The sequence below is a fragment of the Photorhabdus sp. CRCIA-P01 genome (assembly GCF_003545805.1).
GTDB lineage: Bacteria > Pseudomonadota > Gammaproteobacteria > Enterobacterales > Enterobacteriaceae > Photorhabdus > Photorhabdus antumapuensis.
In genome coordinates, this window is sequence record NZ_NMQR01000070.1 from 1 (window position 1) to 13,561 (window position 13,561).

Below are 13,561 nucleotides of genomic sequence, written 5' to 3' on the forward strand. Positions count from 1 at the left end.
AATATACACCAATCAAAAATTTCAATTTTATATTTATCTCATAAGGTATTATTATAAAATACAAATAAAAACAATAAAATGATTGTATTTTCAAAAATCACAACAAGATAGAAATCTATAGATATTATTGAGCAATAAAATTATGAATATGGTTTAAATTAAAGGTATAACATAATTCTTCTTTACAAGAAGAAGATATTTTTACGAACAGACACTTCAACTTTTAAATCAATTAACTTTACCAATAAACGCTTAAATGTTCGATAAAAAGGTCAATAAAAAAACCCTAATGAAATAAATAGTCAATCAAAATAAATGTACCTGACATAGAGCCGGATCAATAATTATCCTGATGCAGTGCAGCCATTTCCAATGGCTGCACGTCAAACTATCAATATTCAAGTACTTGTTCTTTTCGTGGCGTTTTCAGCAAACGCCAAGCGAGCAATACCACTCCCGCGGTCAATACCACGGTCATCCAGCTCATCATATGAATAGCGCTGCTGAATGATTCCGCCGCTGCTGTCATCAATTGTTGCCCCTCTGATTCAGCTAATGAATTCGCTACAACGTAAGCCCCCGCTAACGTCTCTAAAGCCAATCCAGCCTGTTCCTGAGAGACCTCATTCGGCAATTGTAATGTTATACGATAGAAAGCAGTGACCAATCCCCCCAGAATCGTCGTGCCAAGTACAACCCCCACTTCATAAGCAGTTTCGCTTATTGATGATGCAGCCCCTGCTTTAGAAGAGGGTACTGACGAAAGCACCAAATCATTAGACACCGAAGCAATTGCCCCCACACTAATATCTAATAATGCGAAAGCAACAATCAGAGTGACTAAATCACTGCCGATACTCGCTACCAGAAGAAATGCAATGCCTGCAATACTCAGCAAGATTGGCACTAGATAATGAGCAGGCACCCGTTGAGCAATGGGCACTATCGCCATACCCATAACAATCGCCAGTATTTGTCCGGGAACCAATGCCAGGCTAGCCAAAATCGGCTTCATACCGAGTACGATTTGCAAGACCTGTGTGGCGAAAAAGACAAAACCAACCAGCAATGCCAAACTCAGCAAGTTAACAATAATCGAACCAGTAAACATACCATTGCGGAATAGGGAAAGATCCATCAACGGCACAGGCAGATGCTGTTGTCGGCGAACAAAGAGCACACCAGCAATAAGACCAACCGACAGTTCGAGTATTACACTTATTTCAAACCCATCGCTAGCAAGGTGTTTAATCGCGTAAACAATACCAACCATAGCAACGATCGATAACAGAACGCTATACACATCGATAATGCCAGTCTGTTTTTTATCGGACTCTGGCAATAACATCGGTCCGAAGATCAACAATGGCACTAATACCGGTACTGCCAATAGGAAAATTGAACTCCAATCGAAAAATTGTAATAAAACACCACCCACTACGGGACCTAAGGCCGAACCGATAGTTAATGTTGTCGCCCAGACAGCAACAGCCAATCGACGCTGTTCACGATCCTCAAAAAGAACGCTGATCAAAGCCAAAGTTGAAGGCATCAGCATCGCACCAAAAAATCCAAGTACGGCTCGCCCTATAATCAATTGTTCGGGTGAAGTTGACAGTGCTGTAAACACCGAAATAACCGTGAATCCCAAAGATCCAAATAACAGCAATGAACGATGACCAACACGATCGCCAAGACTTCCCATTGATACCAGCAAACCAGCCAGTGCCAATGAATAAGCATCAATTATCCATAATTGCTGGCTTGCACTGGGTCCCAGAGCTTCAGCTATTTTTGGTAAAGCAAAACTTAAGATCGTATTGTCCACGGTCACCAACAATACTGGTAACATCAATATCAGTAATCCCAGCCAATTTCTGAGTCCTGCCCGCCCGTTAGCCTCAGCAACTCTATTTAACGACATCCCCTCAACTCCTTTCCTATATCATTCAAGCGTTGAAAAAATATGCTGGCAATCAGCAGCACTGATATCAAGCTGTTCCCCCAACTGTTGCGCAATATCTCTGAGGTTACTGCCAAATTCAGTTTGATCACCAGCCTGTACTATCGAATCTAACTGTTGTATGGCATGCAGCAACGCCTGACGCGGTTCAGCAGCCATTGGGTTTTCATATTGAACGTCCCAGTATACTTCTATTGGATTGCGTAAGATCCTTGATAATAACGCCAGCATTGTACGCATGGGCGGTGGCGCAATAGTTGCCAAGGTACGAATATCTAACGGACTTTTCGCCAACACCAAGCCAAAAATCAGTATCGCGGCATGGGGCAAAGCCTGACAAAGCGCCATCACCCGATCATGTTCCTCCGGTGTCATCCTACTGATACGCATATCAGCCTGCATCAATACCCGCTCAATCCAATGTTCACTAACATGACAGTTATCGAGAATGACTGCAACTGGCCTTTTTTGCTCCGGTAAAGATGGCGAGAACATCGGGTTAACACCAATGAAAGGCTGCCCAGGGGCGGCAGCTCTTAACGCAGAATAGAAAGGGGCCTGAACTGAACAGGTTGACACGATCTGTACATCATCACCAATAGCAGATAACACCCAAGGCAACGCTTGTATGGCAACCGCTTCCGGTAAAGCAAAGACTACCGCCTTTGCCCCACTAAAAACCTCTCCAGCATCAGCCGCCGGATTTAAGATATCAATCTGGTAGTAATAAGAATGATAGTAATGAGAACGCACTCCCTGCGTTCGTTTATCAACACTGTATGCTATGTGACCACAGCGAGTAAAAAGGCGCCTCAATAAAGAACCAATAGCACCTTGCCCACCAAGAATGACCACTTTATGGTTACTCACACACTTCCTCCGCCATATGACTAAAACTGAAATAGGGCACACTCGCTTTGACCAATGTCTCTTCAAATTCGCCATAAGGATCGGAGTGAGCAACAATTGCCCCCCCAATGCCAAATTCAGCACACTCTTGATGTAACACTGCTGTACGTATCACAATGCTCAATTCTACTTCACCACTGAAGGATAACCATCCAAGCGCACCAGAATAAACACCGCGTGCCGATGACTCTAACGTGTCAATAATCTCCATCGTGCGCTTCTTCGGCGCACCGGTCATTGATCCTCCTGGAAAACATGCCCGGATAGCCTCTATTGATGACGTCTCTTCGCACAACTCACCGCGTATCGTCGAAACCAATTGATGTACGGAAGAGAAACTCTCAACTTTAAATAATTCAGGTACATGCACACTGCCTGGACGACATACCTGATTAAGATCATGGCGCACCAAGTCCACTATCATCAGATTTTCTGCTCTATCCTTAGTGGACTGACTCAATTCCATCTGCAAACGCTGATCATCTGCTGCCGTTTTTCCTCGTGGCCGAGTCCCCTTAATCGGTCTGGATGCAATATTTCCGCTCTCATCAATATGTAAAAACGTTTCTGGTGATGCACTGAGCACAGAAAAATCCCCACAGGCTAGATAAGCGCCATAAGGTACAGGACTGGCATGACGCATACGCCGATAAGCATCCAATGGATGCCCTGAATAAGCCATCTTTGCCCTATTCGTCAGACAGATTTCATAGGACTCACCATCCGTGATGTATTGGAGTGATTTATGGATTCCATCCATATACTTATCAGCTCCATATTCCAGACAAATTTTATTCTGATCGATAGCACCAGGAATAAAGTCAGGTATCACTTCACCGGTATTTTTTGCAATGGTAACTAAAAGTTCCGGTGACCAATTATATGGCTGCCCGATTGGTGTGATAAAACATTCATAAAGTTTACTCTGTTGATGATCGAATACAAAAAAATGCGGAGTAAATATTAAGCTGGCATCAGGATGTTCTGAACGGTATTTGTTGCTGCCAATTGTCAGCGCCTTTAATTCATAGCCTAAATAACCAACAAATCCGCCTTTAAATACAAATGGCATCGATTTTGGTGTCAAAATTTCCACCATATCAAGCAACTCAGACATCAGTGAGAAAAAATCTCCCTGAACAATCCTCTCGCCATCAGGACCGGTCAAACGCAAACTCTCAGTCTGTACACGGTATTCAATTCTGACAGCACCCTGTTCATTACCGCTTCCCATCATTGAAAAGCGGGCATTGGGTCTATCACAGTTTTCACTGTCAAGCCAGAAAGCGTGTATATCATTGCCATAATGTTGAATGAACAAGGATTCAGGATCGATTATCTCCTTACATTCACGATAATTCAGATTGAGATATTGTCTTCCACCTACCGCAAGATAGGCTTCATTGACATCAGTGCATATATTCTGAGCGGTAACTCCCTGCTCGTTATTCTCTTTATACATCTCCGCCATACGCACGAAATTACTGAGCAGCTCACGCCCATATTCAGAATCAATCGATTCAGGATGAAATTGAACACCCCAGATCGGCCTTTCAGTGTGCTCAATCGCCATGATTAAGCCATCGTCAGTCCAGGCAGTACATTTTAGATTGTCAGGAAGACGGGTACATACCAGCGAATGATATCTAACCACTTCAAACTGTTCAGGCAAACCAAGGAATAATCCTTCTCCGGTGTTCCTGATGCGACTGCGATAGCCATGTACCGGATTGGGGGCATGTTCTACAAAACCACCAAATGCCAGGCTAATTCCCTGATGACCGAGACAAATACCCAACAGTGGCACTTTGGCGCGTGCAATAACTTCAGCACAGACCCCAAAATCACTGCTTTCAGCCGGATGCCCTGGCCCTGGAGAAAGGACTACCGCATCATATTCGTCTATCGTTAACTCTTCATAAGTCAAAGAATTGGTGACGACGGACGGCACACTGCCCGTCACTTCATACAGATATTGAGCAATGTTTTGCGTAAAGGAATCATAATTATCAATGAGCAGTATTTTCATTTATTTCTTTACTTTCTCGTTTAACAACTGATCAATCAATTCTTCTTCCCGACAGCAAGTTTCGTTGATTACCAGTTGAAATATTGATTCAGTATATTCAGGCCGTAACCCAAAATCTGTTGATTTATCCCGCAACATATCCAATAACGAAGTAATACGTTGTGGCTGCATCATCGGAATATCCTGTTCCGCTTTTATCTCAGCGATTTTCATGCAGACTTTCATACGTTCTGAAAGAAGCGCTAAAATCTGCATATTAATAACATCCAGAGATTCCCTGTAAGGTTGTAATATGTCCTGCTTATTTATTATTGATTGAGTCATATGTTGATCTTCGTCACTGATTCATTTCGATGATCTTCTTTATCGATAAATTGGCGTCAATTACACCTGTGGAACTACCGCTTGTGGCTCAACCCAATTCAGCCCTTTTTCCCTTATTTCAAATAAGGTATTTGCTAAATGATTGATTTCGCTATCCTTATGCTCACTAGAGAAGGCAAAACGCAACATCGCATTGCCATCCGGGACCAGTGGATAAAATACCGGGAATAATAAGATGCCGTTATCACGCAGCAAACGAGCAGCTTCAAGCCCTTCCGCTTCATTTTCGAATAAAGCACCACGAACGGGAGATTGCACACCCGCATTCATCAAACTGTTATCCATCAGAGAATCAAACAGATTGATGTTTTTCCATAATTGCTCCTGCCGGATTTCTATCTCAAGGCTAAGATGAAGTCTTGCTGAGGCAACGTTAGCCGCCAACATCGGCACCATAATCGAATGACCAAAAACCAGAGGATTCGCTAAGGTACTAATCACTTCGACATCATCGGCACCGGATACCACCACAAAACCCCCGGCGCCACCAAATGCTTTGGATAATGAACCTGCAAGTATGAGGTTGGATGGCAAAATATGGTCAAGTGCAGCAAAGGCATAACCCGCCCCATGACGTCCCATAATGGAAATACCATGAGCATCATCGACATAAACATAGCCTCCAACCGTAGCCAATTGTCGAGTTAATTCCGCAACCGGAATTAAACCATTCATTGAACCAATACCATCAATCAACAGGATAGGTGTACGCTGATTCTCCTTACAGTTCTGCAAAGCTTGCTGTACTGACTGTGCATCAGCACTATCAACCCGCGATACCGGTCCGAACTGTTCGAGAATACCGCGTAGTACCTGCATAGAGGCATGAGCGGTTTTATCCATCAACCAATGTACAGGCCCGGAAAGGGGATAGCCAGGTAAAGAGCCACTCCCCAATAACGGTAATACCCCAAGGTGAACATTACTGGTGGAAGTAAACACCGCAACAGAACCCCCCTGATAAATCTCTTCCAGCAGTTTCTCCAATTGTCCCAAATATTGTGGGCGCATCGCACCACGGGACGATGACAGATGTATCCCTGTGCGGGACATCGCCTGATTTGCCGCGTCAATTAAGGCAGGATGATGTTCTAATCCCAAATAAGAGCAGGAAACAAATTCAGTAAAAACTTTTCCTTCCTCTGTAGTAATTTGCTTACCTTGACGTTCTACTACCGTGAAACTGGTCAAACCTTCCTCAATAGCCTGCGCTAAGGCTCCGGTTGTCCGTGACCGGCGAATTGTCATCCAATCCTGCTTGTGTTTTACATTCATTATTCAGATTCCAACTGTCTAAGTTCAAATGCGCTGACAACCAACAGTGATGACCGAACTGCCCGTTGTGTCAGAAATATCTTCATCGATAATGGTTCGCACCAAGGAAAAACCGGCGTCTGAAAATAATGCTCTGACGCACTCTTCCTGGCTTTCACCATGTTCAATAACTAACCAACCCTCTGATTGCAGTAGCTGTTTAGCTTGTTTGATAATCAATCGCGTTAAGTCAAGCCCATCATCCCCCGAATACACCGACGCATAAGGGTGATGCTCCTCCCACTCCGGTAATATTTCCTGCTGTTCTGGCACATAAGGGGGATTAGCCACAATCAACGCCACCGATCCGTTGAATTGAGAAAATGCTTGCCAATCCCGTAAATCTGCTTTTAAAGCATCGGCTTTAATCGCCCAATTCGCCAACCGATAGATATTGCGCGTCAGGTATTGAAAAGCGATGTCGTCATATTCAACACAAGTGACCTTTAAATCCGGGCGACGTTTCGCAATAGCTAAACCGATGGCGCCACTACCGGAACATAAATCCAGAACCACGGCCCCCTGAGGTGTTTGATATTCATTCTCCAGCCATTTATGAATCACTTGACTATGAGGACGCGGAATAAATACCCCCGTCCCCACCGTCAGAGGCAATCCATCAAAATCCACAGTACCGACAATATGCCCAAGAGGGATCCGGTTACAGCGTTCATGAACCGCAAGCATAAATTCATCACGGGCGCGATCTTTACAGCGCCTCTCCAGATAACGGTCGATCAGGCAATCAAGATCGGCTTCCACGTCCCAAACATCGGCCTCTGACAGTAACTCTCTGGCTTTATCAATAACAGATTGATCTAAACTCATGACCATGCCTCATAGTAACCACGTAACCGTTCACGCATGGATTCATAAATATGGGAGAAGGCAACCAACTCTGGCGGTGGTGTGAACTGAGGGTGAAGAGACTCAATTAAATTCTGGTAATTGCGCATCATCCCTTCATTGAGCAATGGCAGCCAATAAGGTTTGATATCCCAACGATATTCGTAACCGGTAGCAAACATTTGTTGGGCAGTCTCTTTAGCCATCACTTCACGGGAGAAACCCACTAGCGGAGGACGAACTGGATTGAAATCATCAAGATTAATGAGTGTATTTTCCACTCCTGTCAAAGCATTAGCGACATAATCCGCTAATAACGGTGATTGATGTAAGCCATCACGGTAAGTCCCGGTAGCCAGCCAAAGACCATTCACGCCACATTCACCAATCAACGGGAACCCATCAGCCGGAATTGGCCGGTTACCAACCTGAATTGAGAGGATCTCAGCATCATGTAAGTTAATATCCAGCTGATCTAGCGCACAATCCAACAAGAACTGCACATCAGAAATCAGTGCCTGACTGCGTGGTTTTTCAGACAGAATATTGGTCGCCCCAAGATACAGCACACCATCGCCACGTGGCACGCAATGCAGCCCACAGGCAAATGCCCGGTTAGGGGTACGGATGACCGAGGTCGGTAATTCTCTGCCTTTTGGCATCTTGACCAGAATGGATACCCCATAACCGGCAAAGATTGGCGGAATTTGGCGAACAACAGAAGGTATATTTGATAACAGATCCAACGAATGCGCACCGGCAGCCACGACCACCTTATCCGCCAGTAAACGTTCACCACTTAGCAATTCGACACCGGTAGCTAAACCATCTTCAATCAACACACACTTAGCATTCTCTTCTTTAAGAACGCCACCTTCAGCCACCAATGCCGCATCCAGCTTTTCCAGCAATAAATGCGAATTCAGCGCATGTTCATCAGGGATATATAAAGCACGAAGCGGACGCACCAGATCGTTAGGCTTTAACCACTCAATTTCACGTGGATCAACGGTTTCATAAGGGGCCGCGTAATCGTTCAGGGTTTGTTCGATAGCGTCATAATTGATACTGTCAATTTCTTCCATCCCGGCCGTGTTCAGTATCACGTGGGTGCCTTTAGCAGTGAACAGCGATCGGGTATCACCGGAAGCGTCAGCTAACCGTTGCGCCCAAGCAGGCCAAAGCTCTTTGGAAATACAATCCATATTCAATTTCAACTTACCGTGTTCGCTCGCTAATAAGCCACTGGTAATTTCGCCAAAACAACCGTTCATTGCACCCGCAGCTTTGGAGGCAGCATGGGTTCGATCAGTCTCTCCAACCCTACAAACCGAAAGATTTCTGCTTGCCAGCTCATAGGCGATTGAACCGGCAATTGCCCCTGAACCAACAACAATAAAATCGTACTTCACTTATTTCTCCTGTATGGCCTGTGGCCAATTTATTTTAAATATTTTGTCAACAACGACGAATAAATAATTATCATCCTCTATAGTGAGGATATTTTTACTGATTTACATCAATTGTAAAAAAATAACCCTGTGTTCATCAGTAATTAAAATGACGAATCACACTAAAATTTACACTAAATTTAAAAACAAATATGAAATGACAAATCATCACATTAGAAACAGTTTAAATTTATTATCAGACAAATATAATCACCCATATTAATTAATTTACGAAAATAAAATTTCACAATAAAAACAACAAATTGAGCAACATCACAAAATGCCATTTACATTTAAAATAAATAATAACCAAAGATATTATTATATTTGAAATAACATCTGCAAATCAGGGAAGAACAATAGTCATCAAATACAAAACTGTCAAATAAATTTAGTCTTATATTATAAACAAAAAAATCATATAAATACTTTCAGTGTAAAATAAAAACAATTTATATTTAAATTGTTACGGGGAACAATATTCTAAATACCTTTTATTCTTCAATAAAAAAACAAAAATTCTCAAGAAAGGTGTTTTTTTAAATTTATATTTTCCATCAACTTTCACCAATATAGATAAATAGAATACATGAGTTATTATATTATTTATTGACTATAATATTGGTGATTATTCATAATCAACGTGTAAGTGGTAAACATACACATTTCAGATTATTGACTTTTAGCATCTCGACTATCACTGCTGAGTTTTCCTCAATAATAAAACGAGCAAGTTTGTACTGACAGTCTGCATGGGAATGGCATTTTCCGGCCACCAGAGGGATTTAACGCTGTTTTTAATGCTTTTAATGCTTTTAATCTTGTTAAGAAAATCCGTTTTTTATCTGTCAGTGTGGTTTTAAAATCAGGAAAAAAGAACAAGCACATTATGTTTTTAACATTATTCACTTTTTCTTTTCACTTACATTTCCCTTTTTCGGCGAGAGTAAACTCATTTTTATCGGTAATGATTCAACTGAGGGTTAAAAAAACTAGCATTTTATTAACACCCGTTTTTAAAAGGTATAGTGTGATTAAAAAAACCTTTTTCATTATCAGATTTAATATATCTATCGGTGATACTATTCTTCGCCTGTTTTACATTCATTTAATCTGCCATAGTTATTTAAAAGTGAGAATGCAGATAAATTCAAGTTTTTATATAAAAGGCGAGTGTGATTAATGTTTTTTAAACGTAAAACACAATATACCATGATGATTAAGCTTAATAAAAAACAGGGGTAAAAAGGGGTAAAAACCATCGTTAAAACTTTATACCAATTAACTCAGGAGTTAAAACGATGATTTTTAATAATAGCCTAAAACCTATCTATTATAAAGCCATCAGTGAAAAATGAAAAACAAAGGTTGATTTTATTAATGATTATGTCTCATGAAAAAATCGGATAAATAAAAATATGAATAAGTTAATCAGATAATCTATTTTTTAAAAAGGAATCGTCTTTAATAACGTATTCAACAAAAAAGTAATCTTTTTCATAAACCAATTAAATTATCAATTATGAAAAATTTGAATAACAGTCTCTACGAATTAAGTTACTTACAACGTTATTCTGTTACCTTTATTATACAAAACCGTGATAGCTTAAATCCGCCATTTTAAACTGGCTTTACACTACTTTATCCCATCCAATAACATCTTTTTTACTGTTTGATTTAAACCATTCCTCTTTTGATACTGTCAATGTGATTTAACGCTAAAATCGATTTATATCATTATTTTCCCAAGCTATTTTCACGCACTGTTAACGGTTAAATACTTGTCTAACCGTTATCATATTTCTGACTTATTAATCCTCCAGACTTTTAACCATTGTTGATGCAATAAAGCGTTATTAAACATTAAAGAAAAGCTAATTAACCTGAGTTCTGTTTAAGTCATTATCCGCACCGGGAATAGTCGCTACTGCGGCGGCTAGATAACCTAACGCGCTTTTCTGATTTAATCGCATTTTCTACTACGGTATCCACAGATGATCACTTTTACCATATTCCACCCATAAAAAACCTCGCTGAAATCGCGAGGCTGATTAAATAAAAAAACCGCAGTTAAGCGGCGTAAGAAAATTTTTTAGTGTTGATAAATTAAACTATAATAAGTTGCTTACTCTGAATTCTCAGCGTGCACTTGCTCAACGCTAATCACACCTTTACATAATGAGTGAAACTCTTTTGCGCTGATACCAGCCTGTTTAGCCATTGATTTTATAAGGTCTCTGGAAAACGGGGCGTGATGTTTATCGACCGCTACCAGCCATTTCCCGCCCTCTGTTTTCCTAATCCACTGCTCATGAGATGTGCCCTTTTTGGGCTTCATCTCAAAACCAAGTGCGGTAAGCCCTTTGATAACTTCCACATATTTCAATGGCGTTAATTTTTTAAAAAACATGGCGCAGCCCTATATCAAACCCGTTCGCACTGTTCATTAAAAACTTTAGCCATACCTCTGTCTTCTCTATTCATGAAAATTCGAAAGGCAATCCGCCAATATTTAACCCACATTGATAATGGTGCTTTTCGACTTAGCATTTGTTTGGCGTACTGAGGCTCCGCTCTCACTTCTTCAAGATAATCTTCAATCTGGGCTTCAAGCTTATTTATTGCTTCTTCTATATTATCACCCTGCGCCGCTAAAGACAGATCTAAGCAGGCGGCTACATATACCTCACCCTGACGATAAGCCATGCAACGTAATCTCATTTTTCTTCCCCTCTGTCACCTCAGAGACTCGCCCCATATACAGACTGTATAGAATTTAGTGTAATACGTTTAGTGTTGAGCAAACCTGTTTCTCAAAAAAGAAGCTCGGACTTAGATGAAGAGCGAAAAAAATGTAAGCACATTCGAAGCATTTTAAACGCAATTTCTGCCATTATGGCGTTATGATGGCACTACTGTATAGAAAATATCAAACGTGGATAATTTTTGTGATAAGCTAGCCGCCTGCCGCCACGGCGGTGACGGCAATCGCTGCATTCCGTCGCGCAATAACACGCTCTTCCGCCGCTTTATCCCCTTTTTTTGCCGCTAATATATCTTTTTGATTATCTGCCGATAACTGATACAGCATATGCTCAGTCATGTTATTACGATAGACAAGCTCCGCGCTGTTTGCCGCACTGTAAGCGCCTTCCGGGGTATGGCTAATCAGGGCACCTGACAACGCCCCGATAAATTGTGAGTCACCTAACTTGGGTAAAACCTAACGCTTACCCACACTATCAAGGAACGATGGCAGGAAAAGCTGGGCTTTACTTACCAGCCAACCGGTGACCATTACCGCTGAACGGAGATGCCTCATCGTCAGGGCTAAGATTAACTTATACTGAATTTATCTCATGGTTCCAAATCTGGCTTTATCCATAATGCAATAATTAATTTATTTTTAAGGGATATAGCTGCATTGGTTGCAAATTGTACAACACAAACGCTGCTATCGACCTCATCATTATTACCAATACAGATCCATCCAGTCGACGTATCTCTAAACACTTTCCACAAGATTGAGCCTGGAATTTCAATTGCTACACCCGACAACATCCCTAACTCATTGGGATTTATATATATATTTCCTCCATGCATTTCAGGCTGTAATAAAACCTTTGATTCACATTGTGTCAGAGGAAATAAACCCCACGGATAAAGCAATGTTCCAGTTTCAATACCTACTTCAATCTGCAATGTACCAATAGTTAACGATGAACACCCTTGACTACCAACCAACATTTCCATTTCTTCCGGCGAATAGTCTATAAAGTCTATTGAATATTCGGATTCTCTGTAAATCAAATTTCCAGATAACGGTTTGTTATTTAGTCGACTATAGAAATTAATATGTTTCATAACTACTGACCACTTTTAAAGAGAAAATGAAGTACGGTATTAGTCTTAGGATCTACAACTAATTCATACGTTCCTTTGCTTCCATTCATCATCCCAGACACATCCCATCGAAGAGCCCCAGGAATACCTCTTGGATCAGTTGACGGTGGTTTAGAATCCATGATTTCTTGCATTAACGTTCTTGAATCGCCATACGGCCTAACTCTATCACCAACCTTATTAAGATCATTAAGATGATTTTCAACTGTTTTAGTTAACTTAAGCTCTGATGCATTTATCTTAATTCCTGTTGTCACCCCCTTTCCAACATACAACTTCTCATTTTCAATCAAGCTAGCTACGGCATGGGTATCAGGTTTAGCATTTCTTAACAGCGGTTCTGAGGCATGACTCAACTCTTCTGCCAGATTTTTCGCCCCTTCTTTGCTGTTACCTAATACTTTTACCGCTCCAGCAGCTAAAACACCTGTGCCCACCGCCGCTTCCGGCGCAACCGCATCCGCAACAAAAATCCCCACGTTATTCAGGCACAGCGCCGGATTGGCTTTACAGCCTTCCAGCGCAATACGCCCTGCCGTTGCCATTTCAGCCGAGCCCGCAATCAGTATATGACCGCCATAAACCAGCGCATAGCCGCCTGCCGCCACGGCGGTGACGGCAATCGCGGCATTCCGCCGCGCAGTTATGCGCTCTTCCGCCGCTTTATCCCCTTTTTCCGCCGCCAAGATATCTTTTTGATTATCTGCCGATAACTGATACAACATGTGCTCAGTCATGTTGTTACGATAGACAAGCTCCGCG

At 41.7% G+C, this 13,561-nt stretch carries 12 protein-coding genes; all 12 read right to left on the reverse strand.

Annotated features, from left to right (window positions below):
* Positions 1–391: 391 nt before the first annotated feature.
* On the reverse strand, positions 392–1,924 hold the full coding sequence (locus D3222_RS22245) for an MFS transporter (RefSeq protein WP_118988060.1): 1,533 nt from the start codon (positions 1,922–1,924) through the stop codon (positions 392–394).
* 21 nt (positions 1,925–1,945) lie between these two features.
* Entirely contained in the window at positions 1,946–2,833 is an 888-nt protein-coding gene (locus D3222_RS22250) for a prephenate dehydrogenase dimerization domain-containing protein (protein WP_118988061.1), read from the reverse strand.
* On the reverse strand, positions 2,826–4,901 hold the full coding sequence (pabB, locus tag D3222_RS22255) for an aminodeoxychorismate synthase component I (RefSeq protein WP_118988062.1): 2,076 nt from the start codon (positions 4,899–4,901) through the stop codon (positions 2,826–2,828). The genes D3222_RS22250 and pabB overlap by 8 nt, the downstream gene beginning before the upstream one ends.
* Complete coding sequence (locus D3222_RS22260) at positions 4,902–5,225, reverse strand: chorismate mutase (protein WP_118988063.1); 324 nt, start codon at positions 5,223–5,225, stop codon at positions 4,902–4,904. It abuts the gene before it with no gap.
* Between the two features lie 60 nt (positions 5,226–5,285).
* Entirely contained in the window at positions 5,286–6,560 is a 1,275-nt protein-coding gene (locus tag D3222_RS22265; RefSeq protein WP_118988064.1) for an 8-amino-7-oxononanoate synthase family protein, read from the reverse strand.
* 24 nt (positions 6,561–6,584) lie between these two features.
* Positions 6,585–7,427 (reverse strand): HemK/PrmC family methyltransferase, encoded by an 843-nt coding sequence (locus D3222_RS22270; protein ID WP_232832630.1) that lies wholly within the window; start codon positions 7,425–7,427, stop codon positions 6,585–6,587.
* Positions 7,424–8,857, reverse strand: a complete 1,434-nt coding sequence (locus D3222_RS22275; RefSeq protein WP_118988066.1) for an NAD(P)/FAD-dependent oxidoreductase — start codon at positions 8,855–8,857, stop codon at positions 7,424–7,426. The genes D3222_RS22270 and D3222_RS22275 overlap by 4 nt, the downstream gene beginning before the upstream one ends.
* 2,164 nt (positions 8,858–11,021) lie before the next feature.
* Positions 11,022–11,306 carry a type II toxin-antitoxin system HicA family toxin gene (locus D3222_RS22280; RefSeq protein ID WP_118988067.1) on the reverse strand — a complete coding sequence of 95 codons (285 nt, stop codon included), beginning with the start codon at positions 11,304–11,306 and terminating at the stop codon, positions 11,022–11,024.
* Between the two features lie 14 nt (positions 11,307–11,320).
* Positions 11,321–11,617: a type II toxin-antitoxin system HicB family antitoxin gene (locus D3222_RS22285; protein WP_118988068.1), complete on the reverse strand. Its 297-nt coding sequence runs from the start codon at positions 11,615–11,617 to the stop codon at positions 11,321–11,323.
* A gap of 235 nt (positions 11,618–11,852) precedes the next feature.
* Entirely contained in the window at positions 11,853–12,080 is a 228-nt protein-coding gene (locus D3222_RS22290; protein ID WP_118988069.1) for a hypothetical protein, read from the reverse strand.
* A gap of 173 nt (positions 12,081–12,253) precedes the next feature.
* Entirely contained in the window at positions 12,254–12,760 is a 507-nt protein-coding gene (locus D3222_RS22295; protein ID WP_118988070.1) for a hypothetical protein, read from the reverse strand.
* A gap of 2 nt (positions 12,761–12,762) precedes the next feature.
* Positions 12,763–13,561: hypothetical protein (locus D3222_RS22300; protein ID WP_157975405.1), on the reverse strand; the 799-nt coding region annotated here is incomplete at its 5' end.

Bases quoted from the DNA above. Each gene is read 5' to 3' on its own strand.
- D3222_RS22245 (WP_118988060.1), bottom strand. From the start codon at position 1,924: ATGTCGTTAAATAGAGTTGCTGAGGCTAACGGGCGGGCAGGACTCAGA.
- pabB (WP_118988062.1), bottom strand. From the start codon at position 4,901: ATGAAAATACTGCTCATTGATAATTATGATTCCTTTACGCAAAACATT.
- D3222_RS22260 (WP_118988063.1), bottom strand. From the start codon at position 5,225: ATGACTCAATCAATAATAAATAAGCAGGACATATTACAACCTTACAGG.
- D3222_RS22285 (WP_118988068.1), bottom strand. From the start codon at position 11,617: ATGAGATTACGTTGCATGGCTTATCGTCAGGGTGAGGTATATGTAGCC.
- D3222_RS22280 (WP_118988067.1), bottom strand. From the start codon at position 11,306: ATGTTTTTTAAAAAATTAACGCCATTGAAATATGTGGAAGTTATCAAA.
- D3222_RS22270 (WP_232832630.1), bottom strand. From the start codon at position 7,427: ATGAGTTTAGATCAATCTGTTATTGATAAAGCCAGAGAGTTACTGTCA.
- D3222_RS22295 (WP_118988070.1), bottom strand. From the start codon at position 12,760: ATGAAACATATTAATTTCTATAGTCGACTAAATAACAAACCGTTATCT.
- D3222_RS22265 (WP_118988064.1), bottom strand. From the start codon at position 6,560: ATGAATGTAAAACACAAGCAGGATTGGATGACAATTCGCCGGTCACGG.